General features: G+C 68.5%; 17 protein-coding genes. 13 read left to right on the top strand and 4 right to left on the bottom strand.

Translation table 11 applies throughout. The features are described 5' to 3' along the window. The 5 genes from ACWDUD_RS21005 (at nucleotide 1) to ACWDUD_RS20985 (ending at nucleotide 4,868) form a co-directional block, all read left to right on the top strand. A complete protein-coding gene (locus ACWDUD_RS21005) occupies nucleotides 1-1,566 on the top strand; it encodes an acyl-CoA synthetase (protein WP_450110530.1) in 1,566 nt (521 codons plus the stop codon). Then, a complete protein-coding gene (locus tag ACWDUD_RS21000; RefSeq protein ID WP_450110529.1) occupies nucleotides 1,566-2,177 on the top strand; it encodes a TetR family transcriptional regulator in 612 nt (203 codons plus the stop codon). The genes ACWDUD_RS21005 and ACWDUD_RS21000 overlap by 1 nt, the downstream gene beginning before the upstream one ends. 3 nt (nucleotides 2,178-2,180) lie before the next feature. Further along, the gene (locus ACWDUD_RS20995) at nucleotides 2,181-3,326 is read left to right on the top strand and encodes an acyl-CoA dehydrogenase family protein (protein ID WP_450110528.1); all 1,146 of its coding nucleotides are present in this window, start codon (nucleotides 2,181-2,183) and stop codon (nucleotides 3,324-3,326) included. Nucleotides 3,327-3,358: 32 nt separating this feature from the next. Beyond that, nucleotides 3,359-4,345, top strand: coding sequence for an acyl-CoA dehydrogenase family protein (locus tag ACWDUD_RS20990; RefSeq protein ID WP_450110562.1), 987 nt, complete (start codon nucleotides 3,359-3,361; stop codon nucleotides 4,343-4,345). An 85-nt stretch (nucleotides 4,346-4,430) separates the two neighbouring features. After that, nucleotides 4,431-4,868, top strand: coding sequence for a carboxymuconolactone decarboxylase family protein (locus tag ACWDUD_RS20985; RefSeq protein ID WP_450110527.1), 438 nt, complete (start codon nucleotides 4,431-4,433; stop codon nucleotides 4,866-4,868). A gap of 54 nt (nucleotides 4,869-4,922) precedes the next feature. Here the strand turns inward: ACWDUD_RS20985 and ACWDUD_RS20980 are convergent, their stop codons facing one another. Together ACWDUD_RS20980 and ACWDUD_RS20975 are read right to left on the bottom strand one after the other, a co-directional pair. After that, on the bottom strand, nucleotides 4,923-5,699 hold the full coding sequence (locus ACWDUD_RS20980; RefSeq protein WP_450110526.1) for a CoA-transferase subunit beta: 777 nt from the start codon (nucleotides 5,697-5,699) through the stop codon (nucleotides 4,923-4,925). After that, nucleotides 5,696-6,616 (bottom strand): CoA transferase subunit A, encoded by a 921-nt coding sequence (locus tag ACWDUD_RS20975; RefSeq protein WP_450110525.1) that lies wholly within the window; start codon nucleotides 6,614-6,616, stop codon nucleotides 5,696-5,698. Before ACWDUD_RS20975 ends, ACWDUD_RS20980 begins: the two co-directional genes overlap by 4 nt. 111 nt (nucleotides 6,617-6,727) lie before the next feature. On the opposite strand from ACWDUD_RS20975, the gene ACWDUD_RS20970 reads away from it, so the two are divergent. Further along, nucleotides 6,728-7,729, top strand: coding sequence for a LysR substrate-binding domain-containing protein (locus tag ACWDUD_RS20970; protein WP_450110524.1), 1,002 nt, complete (start codon nucleotides 6,728-6,730; stop codon nucleotides 7,727-7,729). Nucleotides 7,730-7,791: 62 nt separating this feature from the next. Here the strand turns inward: ACWDUD_RS20970 and ACWDUD_RS20965 are convergent, their stop codons facing one another. Further along, entirely contained in the window at nucleotides 7,792-9,216 is a 1,425-nt protein-coding gene (locus tag ACWDUD_RS20965; protein WP_450110523.1) for an MFS transporter, read from the bottom strand. A gap of 216 nt (nucleotides 9,217-9,432) precedes the next feature. Between ACWDUD_RS20965 and ACWDUD_RS20960 the strand changes: the two genes are divergently transcribed. The 4 genes from ACWDUD_RS20960 (at nucleotide 9,433) to ACWDUD_RS20945 (ending at nucleotide 13,227) form a co-directional block, all read left to right on the top strand. After that, nucleotides 9,433-10,644, top strand: a complete 1,212-nt coding sequence (locus ACWDUD_RS20960) for a CaiB/BaiF CoA transferase family protein (protein ID WP_450110522.1) — start codon at nucleotides 9,433-9,435, stop codon at nucleotides 10,642-10,644. Nucleotides 10,645-10,805: 161 nt separating this feature from the next. Next, nucleotides 10,806-12,002: an acetyl-CoA C-acetyltransferase gene (locus ACWDUD_RS20955; protein ID WP_450110521.1), complete on the top strand. Its 1,197-nt coding sequence runs from the start codon at nucleotides 10,806-10,808 to the stop codon at nucleotides 12,000-12,002. An 8-nt stretch (nucleotides 12,003-12,010) separates the two neighbouring features. Next, nucleotides 12,011-12,277: a WhiB family transcriptional regulator gene (locus tag ACWDUD_RS20950; protein ID WP_197251168.1), complete on the top strand. Its 267-nt coding sequence runs from the start codon at nucleotides 12,011-12,013 to the stop codon at nucleotides 12,275-12,277. Between the two features lie 218 nt (nucleotides 12,278-12,495). Next, nucleotides 12,496-13,227, top strand: a complete 732-nt coding sequence (locus ACWDUD_RS20945) for an IclR family transcriptional regulator (protein WP_450110561.1) — start codon at nucleotides 12,496-12,498, stop codon at nucleotides 13,225-13,227. Between the two features lie 2 nt (nucleotides 13,228-13,229). On the opposite strand, the gene ACWDUD_RS20940 is transcribed toward ACWDUD_RS20945, so the two are convergent. Next, nucleotides 13,230-13,922 (bottom strand): SDR family NAD(P)-dependent oxidoreductase, encoded by a 693-nt coding sequence (locus tag ACWDUD_RS20940; protein ID WP_450110520.1) that lies wholly within the window; start codon nucleotides 13,920-13,922, stop codon nucleotides 13,230-13,232. Between the two features lie 125 nt (nucleotides 13,923-14,047). Here ACWDUD_RS20940 and ACWDUD_RS20935 point away from each other — a divergent pair, with 125 nt between their 5' ends. From ACWDUD_RS20935 to ACWDUD_RS20925, 3 genes are read left to right on the top strand one after another with little or no spacing between them, the layout of a single operon-like run. Further along, nucleotides 14,048-14,794: a dienelactone hydrolase family protein gene (locus tag ACWDUD_RS20935; RefSeq protein ID WP_450110519.1), complete on the top strand. Its 747-nt coding sequence runs from the start codon at nucleotides 14,048-14,050 to the stop codon at nucleotides 14,792-14,794. A gap of 59 nt (nucleotides 14,795-14,853) precedes the next feature. After that, complete coding sequence (locus ACWDUD_RS20930; RefSeq protein ID WP_450110518.1) at nucleotides 14,854-16,815, top strand: 2-oxoacid:acceptor oxidoreductase subunit alpha; 1,962 nt, start codon at nucleotides 14,854-14,856, stop codon at nucleotides 16,813-16,815. Further along, a complete protein-coding gene (locus tag ACWDUD_RS20925) occupies nucleotides 16,812-17,885 on the top strand; it encodes a 2-oxoacid:ferredoxin oxidoreductase subunit beta (protein WP_450110517.1) in 1,074 nt (357 codons plus the stop codon). Before ACWDUD_RS20930 ends, ACWDUD_RS20925 begins: the two co-directional genes overlap by 4 nt. Nucleotides 17,886-17,992 lie beyond the last annotated feature (107 nt).

The raw sequence follows: 17,992 nt of genomic DNA, 5'->3' as shown, positions 1-17,992 counted from the left end.
ATGTATCCGGGTCGCTACGCCGCCACCACCCCGGACCGTCCGGCGGTACACGAGGCCGCGACCGGACGCGTGATCACCTATCGCGAGCTCGAGGACGCGTCGGTACGGTTCGCGCACTGGCTGCGCCGGCACGGCGTCGGGGTCGGCGACCACATCGCCGTCCTCACCGTCAACGACGCCACGGTGTTCGAACTGTACTGGGGCGCAGTGCGTTCGGGTGTGTATATCACCCTGGTCAACACGCACCTCGCACCCGCCGAGGCGGCGTACATCGTCGACGACTGCGACGCGAAGGTGCTCGTCGTGTCCGCGCCGCTGGCGCAGCTCGCCCGCGACATCGTGCCGCTCACGCCGAAGGTGGCGCACCGCCTGGCATTCGGAGCTCCGGTGCCCGGCCACCTGGTGTACGAGGACGAGGTGGCGGACCTGCTGACGGTCCCGCCCGCCGACCAGCCCCGCGGCAGCGACATGCTGTACTCGTCCGGAACCACCGGACGCCCGAAGGGCATCCGGCCGCCCCTCAGCGGCGCACAGGTCGGTGACGAGCCGGGCCCCCCGCTGCTCAACACGGTGCGGGGCTTCGGATTCGACGAGAACACCGTCTACCTGTCGCCGGCGCCGATCTACCATGCCGCGCCGCTGCGTTACGGCGCATCGACCCAGGCGCTCGGCGGGACAGTCGTGCTCACGGACCGGTTCGACGCCGAGCGCTGCCTCGAGTACATCGAGCGGTACCGCGTCACCCACAGCCAGTGGGTGCCCACGCATTTCGTTCGGATGCTGCGGCTTCCGCAGGAGGTGCGGGACCGATACGACCTGTCGTCGATGAAGTACGCGCTGCACTCGGCGGCGCCGTGCCCGGTCGACGTCAAGCAGGCGCTCATCCGCTGGTGGGGTGAGATCGTGTACGAGTACTTCTCGTCCACCGAGGCCATCGGCAGCACGGTGATCACCCCGCAGGAGTGGCTCCGCAAGCCGGGCAGCGTCGGCCGGACGGGCGGGCCGGGGACACTCGGCATCGCGCACATCTGCGACGAGGCGGGGAACGAACTTCCGTCGGGGGATATCGGTGTCCTGTACTTCGAGCGGCAGGACTATCGGCTCGAGTACCACAAGGATCCCGAGAAGACCGCGCGCACACGGCATCCGGTCCACGAGGACTGGATGACGACCGGCGACCTCGGTTACCTCGACGCCGATGGCTTCCTCTTCCTGACCGGACGCGACAACTTCACGATCATCTCGGGTGGCGTGAACATCTACCCTCAGGAGATCGAGAACCTGCTCGCACTGCACCCGGCCGTCGCCGACGTCGCGGTGGTCGGGGTGCCGGACCGCGACTTCGGGGAACGGGTGGAGGCATTCGTCCAGCTCGTCCCCGGTGTGGCCACCGGCGACGACACCGAACGCGACATCGTCGACTACTGCCGCGACCGGCTGTCGTCGTTCAAGTGCCCTCGCCGGGTGCGGTTCGTCGGCGACCTGCCGCGCACCCCCACCGGCAAGATGGTCAAGGGCGCGTTGCGGGAGCTGATCGACACGTACGCGGATGCCGAGGCACACTGATGGCACTGTCACCGCGGCAGCGGATGTTCGTCGAGGTGGGGCGAAAGGAGTTCGTCCGCAACGGATACGGCTCCTCGTCCATCCGCACCATCGCGCAGGAGGCGGGCGTGAGCCTGTCCGCCCTGTACTACCACTACAAGAACAAGCAGGATCTGCTGCTCGCCATCCTCATGGACGGCGTCGACACCTACGACTCGCTGTGGGAGAAGGCGCTGGAAGCCGCCGGTGACGATCCGGTCGAGCAGTTGCGCGCATTCGTCCGCGCGAACGTCGAATTCCGCACGCAGTTCCCCGAACACGGGCGCATGATCGCCACCGAGATCCGTAACCTCGAATCCGAGGGTGCGCGGCTCTACGACGAGCGGCGACGGGTGGGGCGGCAGCGGATCCGCACGATCATCGACGACGGTGTCGCGGCGGGGGTCTTCACGACGAAGTACCCGGACGACTGCCGCAAGTCGATTCTCGCGATGACGGCCGCGATCGCGAACTGGTACGACCCGAACGGACCCGACACTCCCGCCGAACTCGGCGAACGGTACGCGGAGATGGCATTGAACCTCCTGTGCCCCGGGGATATACCGGAATCGTCGGCCGGGAAGAAAGGTTAGGACATGAGTACGAAACTGGTGCCGCCGGCCGGCGCCCCCGATCCCGCGCTCGCGCAACTGCGGGCCGAAGTGCGGGAGTTCCTGCACGAGCAGATCGAGAAGGGGGTCTTCACCCCCGGCATCGACACGTGGCTGACGCGGTGGAATCCCGACTTCACGCGGTCGCTCGCCGCGAAGGGCTGGATCGGCATGACGATCCCCACCGAGTACGGCGGGCACGGGCGCACGTTCATGGAGCGGTTCGTCGTCACCGAGGAACTGCTGGCGGTCGGTGCCCCGGTCGCGGCCCAGTGGGTCGCGGACCGGCAGGCCGCGCCGTCGTTGCTGAAGTACGGCACCGAGGAGCAGAAGCGGCGGTTCCTCCCCGGCATCGCGGCCGGTGAAATCTGCTGGGCCATCGGCATGTCCGAACCCGACTCCGGTTCCGACCTCGCGAGCGTGAAGACCCGGGCGACGCAGGTGGACGGCGGCTGGCGCATCAGCGGCACCAAGCTGTGGACCTCGGGGGCACATCACGCCGACGCGTTCTTCGCCCTGGCCCGGTCCGCGCCGCTGGACCCGGCGCACCGACACGACGGGCTCAGCCAGTTCATCGTGCTGCTGGACTCACCCGGTGTGACGATCCGCCCCATCCTGTCGATGTCCGGTGAGCACCACTTCAACGAGGTGCTGCTCGACGACGTGTTCGTTCCCGACGACCTGGTGCTCGGCACCGTCGGCTCCGGCTGGGAGCAGGTCACCAGCGAACTGGGCTTCGAGCGCAGCGGGCCGGAACGATTCCTGTCCACGTTCGGTCTCCTCGAGGAGCTCGTGCGCGGCGCGGGCGCCGGCAGCGTCGACCGCGATCCGCGGATCGGCGCGTCGATCGGCCGGATCGCGGGGCTGCGCCGCATGTCGCGTGCCGTCTCCGAATCGCTGCAGCGCGGTGAGGACGCGGCCCTGTCGGCGTCGGTCGTGAAGGTGCTCGGCACCGGGCTCGAAGGCGACATCGCCGACCTCGCCGACGAACTCGTCGGCTACGGCCCCGGCGACGACCAGCTCGCGCAGCTGGTCCGGGCGGGTGTGATGCAGCGACCCGGTTTCACGCTGCGCGGTGGTACGAGCGAGATCCTGCGCGGGGTCATCGCACGAGGATTGGGGTTGCGTTGACGCAGTCGACCGAATTGCAGGACTTCGAACAGATGCTCGCCGAGGTGCTCACCGCCGGCGACGATCACCGGATCGGGGAGGTCATCGAGCTCGACCGTCCGTTGTGGACCACGCTCGCCGAGCTCGGGCTGACCCGGCTCACCGGTGACGAGGCCACCGGTGGCAGCGGCGCCGGCTGGACCGAGGCCGCGCTGCTGCTGTCCGCGGCCGGTCGCGCCGCCGCGGCCGTCCCCGTCGCCGAACACGATCTGCTCGCCGGATGGCTGCTCGAACAGGCCGGGCTTCCCTCCGACGACGGGGTGCGCACCGCCGCGGTGCTCGACTCCGAGGGGCACGCCCGGTACGTGCCGTGGGCGCGCGACGCGGATGCCGTCGTCGTGCTGTGGCAGGGCACCGACGGATGGTCGGTGGCCGACGTGCCGCGCGATCGCATCGAGCTGACCGAAGCGGTCAACCTTGCGGCCGAGCCCCGCGACCACGTGCGGGTCGATCTGTCCGGGTTGTCGGGTACTCCGGTATCCGACACCGTCGCCGAGCAGTTCCGCTACCGCGGTGCGCTGGCCCGGGTGCTGATGTCGGCCGGCGCGATGGACCGCATCCTCGAACTGGTCGTCGAACACACCACCGCCCGCGTGCAGTTCGGACGCGCCCTGGGCAAGTTCCAGGCCGTCCAGGCGCTGGTGTCGGATCTGGCCGCCGAGGCGGCACTCGCACGGGCTGCCGCCGACGCCGCGGTCGATTCCGCCGTCGAACGCGGATTCGACGACGCGGCAACACGATTCGACATCGCTGCGGCGGTGTCCTGTGCCGGGCATGCGGCGGGGAAGATCGCGCGGAACGCGCACCAGGCGCTCGGCGCGATCGGATTCACGATGGAACACGAGCTGCACCGTCACGCGAACCGGATCCTGTCGTGGCGCAGTGAATTCGGATCACTCGCGTCGTGGGACGCGGAACTGCTCGACACCGCGGTCGCGTCCGGCGACGTGTGGGCGTTGCTCACCGGAGGTTCCGCGTAGCTGCCCCGGCGGCCCGGGTGCGACTGGCAGAATGAAACGGCCGGTCGCATCCGGGCCGGTTTCGCTCGCCGGAAGGACCTCGACGATGGCGCACGTGAATCTCGGTAAGCAGCATCCGGCCCCGTACAAGAGCGTGCTGGCGCTGAACAAGGAGGTCGAGGAGGCCGTCGCGCGGGCCGAACTCGATCCGAAGCTGGCCGAACTGGTGAAGATCCGGGTGTCGCAGCTCAACGGATGTGCGTTCTGCCTGCGCATGCACACCCGCGATGCGCTAGACAAGGGCGAGACCACGGATCGTCTCGCGGTCCTCGCGGCCTGGTGGGAGTCGCAGTACTTCACCGAACAGGAGCGGGCCGCGCTCGCGCTCGCCGAGGAGGTCACGCACCCCATGGAGCCGGGTCGTCACGAATGGGACGACGGTTCGCTCAACGGCGAGCAGGTCTCCGCGATCACGTGGCTCGCGATCGTCATGAACGCGTGGAACCGCATCGCGGTCCGAAGCCATTACCCCGTGGCCCCCTGACCCGTGCGCGTTTTCGGTAGCAGCAACTACCGAAAACGCGCACGAGGGGCAGGGTCAGCGCAGGTAGAGACGCACCCTGTCGATCTCGTCGCGCAGCAGATGGATCTCGTGGGCGGTGGGAGGTTCGGTCACGGTCAGGGTGTCCGAGACCTTCAGATCCCAGCCGGTCGCGGCGCGCACCTCGTCGACGGTGACGCCTTCGTGCACGCTGGTGAGTTCGAGTTCGTCGAACGGACCGCTGCGGGAGAGCACACCCAGGCTCGTGAACACCTTGGTGACGCCCCTGCCGCGCGGCATCATCCCGACACCGGCCTCGCGGGCGCGCACCGGGGACGGGGACGTGCAGAAGTCGAGCTCGGCGGGGAAGGAGCTCGGGTCGTGCCGGCGCATCACCACGAAGACCTCACCCGCATTCGGCATGATCTCGGCGGCGCCGCCCGCCCCCGGCAATCGCACGGTTGGCTTGTCCCAGTCGCCGATCATGCTGGTGTTCAGGCTGCCGTATCGGTCGATCTGGCCGGCGCCGAGGAACCCGACGTCGACGTTGCCGCCCTGCAGCACGTATCCGAACAGCGACGCCATCGAGACGACGGACTCGGCACCGGACACCACCACCGAGTCGGCGATCCCCTCGGCCATCGCTTCGGGATGTGCACCGCACACACCGGATTCGTAGATCAACTCCACGTCGGGGTTCGACGTGCGGGCCGCGAGGTCCACCGCGAGCGTCGGAAGTCCCACGCCCGCGAAGACCCGGGTCTTACCGGCCAGGGCGCGTGCGGCGACCGAGACGATCAGCTCTGTCGTGGAGAAGGTTTCGGCAGCAGTCACTTTCGGCTCCCATAGTTGACGGTACCGGAATGGCGCGGTGCGACCTCGAGGTCGCTCCAGTAGTCGTCGCCGAGCTTGGCGAGGTAGGCGTCGTGGTCGGGGAGTTCGAACACCCACTCCTTGAGCCACGTGCGCAGTGCCTGCGGGTCCTTGCTGATCGCCGTCCACCGGCGGTAGAACGCGCAGTCGCGGTCGTAGTAGCCCTGCGCGTAGGACGGGTGCGCGCCGCGCGGGCACACGACGACGGCATCCACCGCGTGGGACGGGATGAGCGTGCGGCTCGGGTCGGAGCGGATCACGTCGTCGTCGACGATCTCCTCGACCACGACGATCGCGTGCTTCGCCGCGTAGACGGCTTCCTGCTGGACACCGGCGATGCCCCAGATCTGGACGTTGCCGGACCGGTCGGCGCGTTGCGCGTGGATGATCGTCACGTCCGGATTCAACGGTGGCACAACGTAGATGCTGCCCTCGCCGTACGGGTCGTCGACGAGGCGGATCTGCGGGTTGAGAGCGGGCAGGTCGCTGCCGGCGTAGGAACGCAGCGGGAAGAACGGCAGTCCGGCCGCGCCGGCCTGGTAGCGGCACACCATCCCGTAGTGGCTGTACTCCTCGACCTCGAGCTTCACGGGGTCGTGCTTCTCGATGCGTCGACGAATTTCGTACAGCGATCCGGCGGAGCCGCTCGCGAAGAACGACGCGACCAGCTTCGAGACGCAGTCGGCGGCGATGAGCTGGTCGGAGATGATGTCGGGCGTCATCCGGCACAGCGTCAGGTCCTTGCGGCCCTGGCGGATGATCTCGTGGGCGGCCGCGAACGGGATCAGGTGCGAGAAGCCTTCGAGGGCGACCGTCATCCCGTCCTGCACGTACGTGGCGACGGCGTCGCGCATCGTCATGACTTTGTCTGCGGCCATAGCGAACTCCTGCTCGTTCTCTGCTGTCCTATGACTGTGACATGCGCAATAGATGCAGTCCAATACAAAGTGTTGCCAGCTCTGATATCAGAAGAGGAATAATCTGGAGTGGTGGAGATCCATGAGATCAGAGCCTTTCTTGCGGTCGCGGAGGAGCTGCACTTCGGGCGTGCTGCGCAGCGCCTGCACATGGCGCAGCCGCCGCTCAGCCGCACCATCCGGCAACTCGAGAAGGGGCTCGGGGCAACGCTGTTCGAGCGGAGCACGCGCAGTGTCCGGCTGACCGAGGCGGGACGTGCCCTCGTCGAACCGGCTCGCGCGATCCTCGACGCGGTGCGCCTGGCGGAGATGGCGGTGACCGCAGCCGGGCGCGGCCGGACCGGACGAGTGCGGATCGGGTTCGCCGGCTCGTCGTCGCACCATCTGGTGGGCCGGTGGGCGAAGCTGGTGCGACGCACACATCCGGGCATCGAATTCGTGCTCGCCGGATCGAGTTACGCCAGCGAAGTCGTGAACCGGCTCGCGGAGGGCACCCTGGACATCGGCATCGTGCGACTGCTGTTCTTCCCACCCGGGATCGCGTCGCGGGTCGTCGCCCGCGAGGACCTGGTGATCGGGCTGCCCCGCGAGCACCGGCTCGCCGGGCGGACGAGCCTGAGCCTCGACGAACTCGCCGACGAACCGTGGGTGATGCTCCCCGCCGAACCGGGGTCGATGCTGCGCGAGCTGCTGCTGCGTCTCGCGCACGATGTCGGGTTCACGCCGCGGATCGTGCAGAGCGCACCGGATTCCCTGTCCCTCGCCGCGCTGGTCTCCGCCGATGTCGGCTGCACGCTGACGGTCTCGTCGGTGGCTCAGCACGTCGTCAACCCGGAGGTGGTGTTCATACCTCTGGAGGGTCAGCCGCCGATCGACGTGCGGCTGGTGTGGCGAGAGGACGACACCAGCCCGGCGCTCGCGGAGGTCCTCCGGCTCTCCGAGGAGGCTCTGCCGACCCCGGGTGCTGCGGCTCTGCCGACTCCGGGTGCTGCGGCTCTGCCGACTCCGGGTGCTGCGGCTCTGCCGACCCCGGGTGCTGGGGCTCTGCCGACCCCGGGCGACCGATCCTCCTGACGCAAGCGAGCGGTGCCGAACCCGGGAAGGGTTCGGCACCGCTCGGTGTGTCGGGTTGTCCGTCAGGCTCCGACGCGGACCCGGCCGGTCGATTCGGTCGCGGACTCGGTGCGGGTCGTGGATGCGGCAGCCTCGGCCGCTTCCTGCGCCTCGAGCTCCAGCTCGGCCTCGTCGGCCTGCTCCGCGATCGACAGTGCCTTCGGGTTGTAACCGGTGCGCTTGAGCAGAAGCAGGGTGCACACCAGCGACACCGCGGCGTACGTTCCGGCGGCGATCGCGACGCCGGTGACGTTGCCGGAGCTGTTGAGCAGCCACTGCGCCAGGACCGGGGTGCCGCCGCCGACGATGAGCGAGCACAGCTGGTAGGCCGCGGACAGGCCCGAGTAGCGGATCTTCGCGGGGAAGGCGCGGGCCAGGATGCCGCCGATGGCCCCGTAGAACATCGAGTGCGGAATCGTCGCCAGGCACATGCCGACCGCGGCGATCGCGAACGTTTCGGTGCGGATCGCGTAGAACATGGCCGGCATCAGGAACAGTTCGGGAACGATCATCAGGCACATCGCGACGCGCATGTCGATCTTCGACACGAGCACGGCACCGAACGGCTGCACGATGAACTGGACGACGAGTGCGATGGCGATGATGCCGAGGAACGTGCCGCGCTCGTATCCGAGTTCGCTTGTCGCCCAGGACAATGCGAACGTGTTCTTGAAGTAGGTGACCTGGGCGAGCGGCAGGGCGCCGGCGCCGAGCAGGACGAGCACCCAGTGCTTGCGCAGCACCTCGGCGATCGGCAGCTTGACGGTCTTCTTCTTGGCGAGCACGGCCTTCATCGCGTCGGACTCTTCGAGCTTGAGCCGGATCACCATGCCGACGATCACGAGCAGCGCCGAGAACAGGAACGGGATGCGCCATCCGTAGAGCAGGAATTCGGGCGTCGGCATCGACGAGAGCAGGAAGAACGCCATGGTGGCGAGGAGGTTGCCCGCCGGAGAACCCTGCTGCGCGAACGCGGAGTACAGGATGCCCTTGCCCTTGGGGGCGTTCTCGCTGGCGATCAGGACGGCACCGCCCCATTCACCGCCGACCGCGATGCCCTGCAGGACCCGCAGGAACACCAGCAGGATCGGCGCCCACATCCCGATCCGGTCGTAGGCGGGGAGCAGACCCACACCGACGGTCGAGACACCCATCATGATCAGCGTGATCACCAGGGTGTTCTTGCGGCCGATGCGGTCGCCGAGGTGCCCGAAGATCACGCCGCCGATGGGGCGGGCGAGGAATCCGGCCCACAGGGTGACGAACGCCAGGAGGGTTGCGACGCCCGCCGGGAGTTCGTCGGAGAAGAAGATCTTGCCGAAGACGAGCGCTGCCGCCGTGCCGTAGATGTAGAAGTCGTACCACTCGATGGTGGTGCCGACGAAGGAGGCGATTCCGGCTTTTCGGGCCTTCTTCGTCGCTTCCCGGTCGATGGGGGACGCACTCATACCTCGTCCTCTCTTCTGGGGGGATGGGGTTCTCGGATGCCGAGCCGTATCCTGTGCTCCGCATCACAAAGAATTCCAGCGCGGACTGTGGCTGTCCAATACTTGATGGCGGCGTGATTGTTAGCGAACGCGTATCAATCGGTGTTGTCACCTGTGCGCTCCCTGCACGGAGCGCAGTCGGCACCGATGCGGACGCGTCTGGTACCTGTGAAAGTTATGAGCGAACTCAGCGCGAAAGACAGCGGGTCGTCGGACCTCCCCTTGGCCGGCTTCACCGTGGTGAGCCTCGAACAGGCGGTCGCGGCGCCGCTCGCGACCCGGCACCTCGCGGACCTGGGTGCCCGGGTGATCAAGGTGGAACGGGTCGGCGACGGCGATTTCGCCCGCGCCTACGACAGCGCCGTGCTGGGACAGGCCGCCCACTTCGTGTGGCTCAACCGGGGCAAGGAGTCGTTCGCCGTCGATCTGAAGGCCGACGACGGGATCGCCGCCGTGAAATCCCTGATCCGCGGTGCCGATGTGTTCCTGCAGAACCTCGCGCCCGGTGCGGCCGAACGACTCGGGCTCGGCGCCGACGAACTGCGCGCCGACCATCCCGAACTGATCGTGGTGAACATGTCCGGTTACGGCACCGACGGTCCGATGCGCGACCGGAAGGCGTACGACCTGCTGGTGCAGTCTGAGACCGGGCTGTGCTCGATCACCGGCACACCCGAGACGGCCGTGAAGACCGGCATCCCCACCGCGGACATCGCCGCCGGAATGTACGCGCTGACCTCGATCCAGGCCGCGCTGCTGCGTCGTTGCCGCATCGGCGTGGGCGCGACGATCGACGTCTCGATGTTCGACGCGACCGCCGAATGGCTCGGCTACCCGATGTACCTGCAGATGTATCAAGATCGGCAGGTTCCGCGAATGGGGCTGGCGCACACGTCGATCGCGCCGTACGACAAGTACCCGACCGCCGACGGAGAGATCCTCATCGGCGTCCAGAACGATCGCGGCTGGCGCACCCTGACCGATGTGCTGGGGCTGCCGGAACTGGCGGACGACCCGCGGTATGCGACGAACGTCGAGCGGGTGCGTCGCCGCGAGGAGGTCGACGCGATCGTCGGGGAGGCGACGAAGCAGTTCGCGAGCGACGTGCTCGACGAGAAGCTCGCCGCCGCCGGCGTGCCCGCCGCACGGTTGCGTGATCTGCGCGGGCTCATCGAACATCCGCAGCTCGCCACCCGCGACCGGTGGCGCGAGGTCGAGACCCCTGCCGGTCCCATCCGGGCGGTTCGTCCGCCGATGAACTTCCGGGACGTCGAACTGCCGATGGGGGCGGTGCCCGCGCTCGGCGAGCAGACCGATGCGGTGCTGGCCGAGCTCGGCCTGACCGACGAGCAGGTCGCGGGACTGCGGGCCGCAGGCATCGTCGGCTAGAGAATGTACGGCCAATCGGGGCCGGATTTGCACCGTTTGTCGGTCGCGAATCCGGCCCAGATTGCGTGTTCGGGGAGATTCCGGGGCGTGCCCTGTTGACGTGGGCGGTCGCGTACCGAAAAATGGCCGTACAAATCTTGTTCCCGTTGAGGAGTTAATCCATGACCCGAGCGGCCCTCGTCGCCCCCGTCCGCACGCCCGTCGGCCGATTCGGTGGTGCACTCCGGGACGTCTCCGCCGTCTCCCTCGCGACCACCGTCGTCAAGGAGACCGTCGCCCGCTCCGGCGTCGACCCGGAACTGATCGAGGAGGTCGCGTTCGGGCAGTCCTACGCGAGCTCCGAGGCGCCGTGCATCGGTCGTTGGGCCGCCCTCGACGCGGGCCTGCCGATCTCGGTCGCAGGAATCCAGACCGACCGCCGCTGCGGCACCGGCCTGCAGGCGCTGGTCACCGCCGCGATGATGGTGCAGACCGGTGCCGCGAACGTCGTCGTCGCCGGTGGCGTCGAGTCGATGAGCAACATCGAGCACTACACGACCGGTGCCCGCTGGGGCACCCGCGCCGGCAGCCTGAACCTCTACGACCGCCTCGACCGCGGTCGCGAGCGGTCGCAGCCGGAATGGCGTTTCGGCAAGATCAGCGGAATGATCGAGACCGCGGAGAACGTCGCCAAGCAGTGCGGTATCACGCGTGAGGACTCCGACGCGCTCGCAGCGGAAAGTCACCGCCGCGCCCACGAATCCTGGGAGACAGGGCGTTTCGATGACGAGGTCGTGCCGGTCGAGATCGTCGACCGCAAGGGGAACACCACCGTCGTCTCCCGCGACGAGGGCATCCGGCCCGACAGCACCGTCGAATCGCTCGCCAAGCTCCGCACGGTGACCCCGCACGGCGTCGTCACCGCCGGTAACGCAAGCCAGCAGAACGACGCTGCCGCAGCTCTTCTCGTCGTCGCCGAGGACAAGCTCGACGAGTACGGGCTCGAGCCGATCGGATTCCTGGAGGGCTGGACCGCTGCCGGCTGCGACCCCGCGACCATGGGTCTCGGCCCGGTCGCGGCGACCCGGAAGCTGTTCGACCGCACCGGACTCGGATTCGACGACTTCGATCTCGTCGAACTCAACGAGGCGTTCGCCTGCCAGGTTCTCGGTGTGCTGAAGGAATGGGGCTGGGACGACCGGGATCGACTGAACGTCAACGGATCCGGTATCTCGCTGGGCCACCCGATCGGCGCGACCGGTGTGCGCATGACGGCGACCGCCCTGCACGAACTGAAGCGCCGTGGCGGCGGCCGAGCACTGGTGACCATGTGCATCGGCGGCGGCCAGGGCATGGCTGCCTCGATCACCACCGCATAGGACACGAGATGACGGACCGCGACTGGACCCTGTGGGCACGCTGCCGGGGCATGGACACCACGACGTTCTTCCCGCAGAAGGAGGACGGCCGGCTCGCGGCGGCGCGCGCCGAAGCCGCGGCAAAATCGATCTGCCGATCGTGCGCGGTGGTCGCCGAATGCCGCGAGACGGCGCTGCAGGCGGACGAGACGCACGGCATCTGGGGCGGCATGACGTACGCGGAACGCCGCGCATACGCCCGCGCGCGGAAGCTGGGTCGCGTACTGTCCGCGTGACCGCTCGCCGCTACGGTGGGTTACCGGAGCGAATGTATCGTTCGTCTCCTTCAACCGAGCGAACGGTACATTCGCTCGGAGAATGCGGCGAGCACCGGACAGCGCGGACGCCGCGCGGAGAGTGTGGAAGGCACGCGGTGGGTGAGAACGGGACGGACGAGGTCGGTGCCGGCGGCGCGCACGGTGCCCTCGACCGGAACACGGTGCTCGGCAAGGTCATGATCGTGCTGCACGCCTTCACGATCGACGACCACGGCGTCAGCCTGGCCGAACTCGCCCGCCGCACCGGCATCCCGAAGGCTTCGCTGCACCGTATCGCCACCGATCTCGTCGGGGTGCGGCTGCTCGAACGCACCCCGGCCGGGTACCGGCTCGGCCGTCAGCTCTTCGAACTGGGGATGCGCGCCTCGGTGGAGCGCAGTCTCGTCGAGGTCGCGATCCCGTTCATGGAGGACCTGTACGAACGCACCCACGAGACGGTGCATTTCGGGATCCGTGACGGCATGGAGGTCGTCTACCTGACCAAGATCGGCGGCCACCGGCAGGTCGGCGCGCCGTCTCGGGTGGGTGGCCGGATGCCGTTGTACTGCACCGCAATCGGGCGTGCCCTGCTGGCGTGGGCGGAACCCGAGGTGGTGACGCATGTGCTCACCGGCCCGTTGCCGCGGCGCACTCCGCGCACGGTCGCGACGCCGGGCATGCTGCGGCAGCTGCTCGACCGGGTGATCTCCGAGGGGGTGTCCTACGAGTTCGAGGAGTCCGCGCCGGGCATCGTGTGCGTCGGCGCCCCGATCTTCGAATCGGAGGGACGTGCCGTCGCCGCGATCAGTGTCACCGGCCCGGTGACCGGGTTCCGGCCGCAGCAGCACGCCGCGTCGGTGCGGGCGGCCGCCGCCGGTATCGGTGCGACCCTCGCGCGGCGCGCGCACCTCTCCGAACAGCCCGACTGAGTTCAGCCGAGACTGGTCACCGGGATCAGTCCGCGCGTGATCGCCGAGCTCTCGTCGGACAACAGGAACGAGATGACCTTCGCGATGTCCTCCGGCTTCGACCAGTGCGTCGTGTCCGCGTCGGGCATCGCGGTCCGATTGCCGGGGGTGTCGATGACCCCGGGCAACAGCGCATTGACGCGGATGCGGTCGGGCCGGTACTCGACGGCGAGGGACTGCACGAGCGACGCGACCGCTGCCTTCGACGCGATGTAGGCGGCTGCGCCGGTGAACGGATTGTTGGTCGCGGCCGCCGAGATGCACACCACGGAGCCGCCGCCACCGCGGATCAGATGCGGCAGCGCCGCCTGCGTCACCGCGTAGGTGGTGCGCAGATTGAGGTCGATCTGGGAGTCGAGCACCTCGACCGGAGCCTCGTGGACACGCTGACCGGACACGAAGCCGCCGACCAGGTTGACCACACCGAACAGCGGGGCATCGGGATCGGCGGCGGCGAGGTCGACGGCCGCCTCGAGCTGCGCCTCGTCGGACAGGTCGGCCTCGATGAGGTGCAGGTTCGGGTGTTCGGGGACGCGGTCGAGCTCCTCCTTGACGAGCCACGGCACGACGACCCGCCAGCCTGCCGCCAGCAGATGCGCGGTCACGGCGGAACCCAGGCCGCCGGTGCCACCGGTGATGAGTGTGGTGCGTGTCATAGTCGGCAGATTAGGGCATGGCAAGTCACAGTCGCGCGGCGGGTTCCGGCAGGTGGGCAGTGCGCCGCCCCAGCTGTGCGTGTAGATGCCCACAACGGGCGCATCGGTGACGTACGTTCGAGGTCATGAAGGATATCGAGGCCGAACGCATCACTGTCGGCGGATTGTCGGCGTTCTTCGCGAGACCGCTCGGACGCAGCCGCGGCGGGATGCTGCTGCTCCCCATGATCACCGGCATCGGCGCGCAGGTCCGCGAATACGCGGAGGACATCGCCGGGGCCGGACTGACCGCGCTCGTGTGGGACCCGTTCCACGGGGTCAGCGACGACGACGCCCCGCGCGAACGCCTCGTCGAACTGATGAACGGCCTCGACGACGAGGCATGCGTCGCCGAGATGCGCACGCTGCTCGACCACATGTTCGGCGAACTGGAACTCGAGTCGGTCGGTGTGATCGGCTGGTGCCTCGGTGGACGCCTCGCCCTGATCCTCGGCAGCCGCGACGACCGGCTGGCGAACGTCGTCGCCTACCACCCGTCGATCCACGACGAGAGGCCCCCGAACCAGACCGTCGATGCCGTCGACAGCGCCGGGCGGATCACCGCCCCGGTGATGGTGCTGCACGCGGGCGCCGACACCGTCATGTCGCCGGCCACGTTCGCACGGTTGCAGACGACCTTGCAGAACCGGGAGTCGGGTGCGACCGTAATGCACGTTTATCCGGGTGCCGAGCACGGTTTCAGCGTGCGCGCCCGGCACACGAACCCGGTCAACGCCGCAGCGTATGCGGTGTCCTGGCCGCAGGTTCTCGAGTTCGCGGCCGCCACCACGGGGGGCGACGACGACCGGGGCAGGTTGCGTCCGTCCGGCTGAGGACGACGATGGAGAGTGCGCACGGCAGGTTCGGTCACACAAGGAAGTGAGACTCGCCTATGAGTTCGGACGTACAGAGTTCAGCGCGACGCAGCGCGGTGGGGGAACCCGACCGTAGCGACGAGGTGACCGTCCTCGAACAGGTGGTCATCCGCATCGCCGGCGACTCCGGCGACGGCATGCAGCTCGCCGGGGACCGGTTCACCGCCGAAGCCGCCGCGTTCGGCAACGACCTGGCCACCCAACCGAACTTCCCTGCGGAGATCCGCGCTCCACAGGGCACCCTGCCGGGTGTCTCGAGCTTCCAGATCCAGATCGCCGAGTACGACATCCTCACGGCCGGCGACCGTCCCGACGTGCTCGTCGCGATGAACCCGGCCGCGCTGAAATCGAACATCGCGGACCTGCCGGCCGGCGGAATCCTCATCGTCGACATCGACGAATTCACCAAGCGCAACCTCGCGAAGGTCGGCTACGACTCCGACCCGCTCGCCACCCCGGAGTTCGAGCAGTACCAGGTGCACGCGATCCCGATGACGTCATTGACCGTCGGTGCCGTGGAACCGGCCGGGCTCGGACGGAAGGACTCACAGCGGTCGAAGAACATGTTCGCGCTCGGCGTGCTGTCGTGGATGTACGGACGGCCGATCGCCGCGGTCGAGGAATTCCTCGACCGGAAGTTCGCGGCCCGGCCTGACGTCGCGCAGGCGAACATCCTGGCATTGCGCGCCGGCTGGAACTACGGGGAAACCACCGAATCGTTCGCCTCGCGATTCGAGATCGCGGCGGCGGCCCTGCCGTCCGGGACCTATCGGCAGATCACCGGCAACACCGCGCTCGCGTACGGGCTGGTCGCGGCCGGGCGGACGGCCGGGATGGACGTCTTCCTCGGCACCTACCCGATCACCCCGGCCTCGGACATCCTGCACGAACTGAGCAAACTCAAGCACTTCGGCGTGGTCACCTTCCAGGCGGAGGACGAGATCGCCGGGATCGGCGCCGCGCTCGGCGCGTCCTACGGCGGTGCGCTCGGCGTCACCAGCACGTCCGGTCCCGGTGTCGCCCTGAAATCCGAGGCGATCGGCCTGGCGGTGATGACGGAACTGCCGCTGATCGTCGTCGACGTCCAGCGCGGCGGCCCGTCGACGGGCCTGCCCACCAAGACCGAACAGGCCGACCTGCTGCAGGCCATGTTCGGCCGCAACGGCGAATCCCCGGTCGCGATCGTCGCGCCGCAGTCTCCGGCCGACTGTTTCGACGCGGCGCTCGAGGCCGCGCGGATCGCCGTCACCTACCGCACCCCGGTGATGCTGCTGTCCGACGGCGCAATCGCCAACGGTTCCGAACCGTGGCGGATCCCCGACGTCGCGACGCTGCCCGCCATCGAACCGGACCTCGCGCGTGCGAACGGCGACGGCGCCCACCTGCCGTATGCGCGGGACCCGGACACGCTGGCCCGGGACTGGGCGATCCCGGGGACGGCCGGTCTCGAACACCGCATCGGCGGGCTCGAGAAGGCCAACGGCACCGGCGACATCTCGTACCACCACACCAACCACGAACTCATGACGCGGGTGCGCGCGGCCCGGATCGCCGGGATCACCGTGCCCGACCTCGACGTGGACGACCCGACCGGTGACGCGACCGTCCTCGTTCTCGGTTGGGGTTCGTCGTACGGTCCGATCGGTGAGGCGGTGCGCCGGATGTGGCGCGGTGGGCACGCGATCGCGCGGGCGCACCTGCGGCATCTGAATCCGATGCCCGCCAATCTCGGTGAGGTTCTCGGCCGGTACCGGCGGGTACTGGTGCCGGAGATGAACCTCGGGCAGTTGTCACTGCTGCTGCGTGCCCGGTTCGACGCGGACATCCAGCCCGTGACGAAGGTGTCCGGCATGGCCTTCCGGGCCGACGAACTGCACGACGCGCTGCTCGCGGAGGTCGCGGGCGCCCTCGCCGCCACGGAGGACGCGAAGACCCGGGCCGCGGTCGCGGCCGTCGTGAAGAAGGGGGAGCGGGCATGACCGGTGGGATGCGAGTCGGTGCCGACCTAGGGTTGACGGAGCACGCGGGGTTGACGGCGCACGTGCCGCACACCGACGAACCGCAGAAGGCGAAGGACTACACGTCTTCGCAGGAAGTGCGTTGGTGCCCCGGGTGCGGTGACTACGTCATCCTCGCGACAGTCCGGTCGGTGCTGCCGCAACTGGGCATCAAGCGGGAGAACGTCGTGTTCGTCTCGGGCATCGGCTGCTCCTCCCGCTTCCCGTACTACCTCGACACGTACGGTGTGCACTCGATCCACGGCCGCGCCCCGACCCTGGCGACCGGCCTGACGGTGAGCCGGCCGGACCTGTCGGTGTGGGTCGTCACCGGCGACGGCGACAGCCTCTCGATCGGCGGCAACCATCTCATCCACGCCCTCCGCCGCAATGTGAACATGCGAATTCTCATGTTCGACAACAGGATCTACGGTCTGACCAAGGGGCAGTACTCGCCGACCTCCGAGACGGGAAAGGTCACCAAGTCGACGCCGATGGGATCGCTCGACGCGCCGTTCAACCCGCTGTCGCTGGCGGTCGGCGCGGAGGGCACGTTCGTCGCGCGCGCCCTCGATTCCGACCGGGCGGGTCTGACCGAGGTGCTGCTGGCCGCGGCGCAGCACCGCGGCACCGCGTTCGTCCAGATCCTCCAGGACTGCCCCATCTTCAACGACGGTTCGTTCGACGCCCTGCGCAAGGACGGCGCGGAGCATCGGCTCGTCCCCGTCGTGCACGGCAAGCCCATCGTCTTCGGTCTCGACGACCAATGGTGCGTGATACGAAGCGGATTCGGGCTGCGGGTGGTGCCGACCGCGGAGACCGCGCCCGAGGACATCGTCGTCCACGACGCGCACACCGACGACCCCGAATACGCCTACGCGCTGACGCGGCTGTCGACACACGATCTGACCTACACCGTCACCGGAGTTCTGCGCGCGGTCGCGCGGGACACCTACGACGACGGGGTGCGCGCGCAGATCGCACAGGCGCGGCAGGAGAAGCCCGCGGATCTACAGGCGCTGCTCAACGGTTCCAATACCTGGAGCGTGTGAGCGGTGTGCCTTTGTGGCGGCTGGGACCTTGCCACGAGACTCAGCAACACATCTTCGAGCAGAACCGGGAACTCGGTGTCGGCACCGATGCCGGCCGCAAGGTCGGG

It is taken from the genome of Rhodococcus sp. NPDC003382 (assembly GCF_053589135.1).
This window is presented reverse-complemented; position numbering and strand designations above follow the sequence as displayed.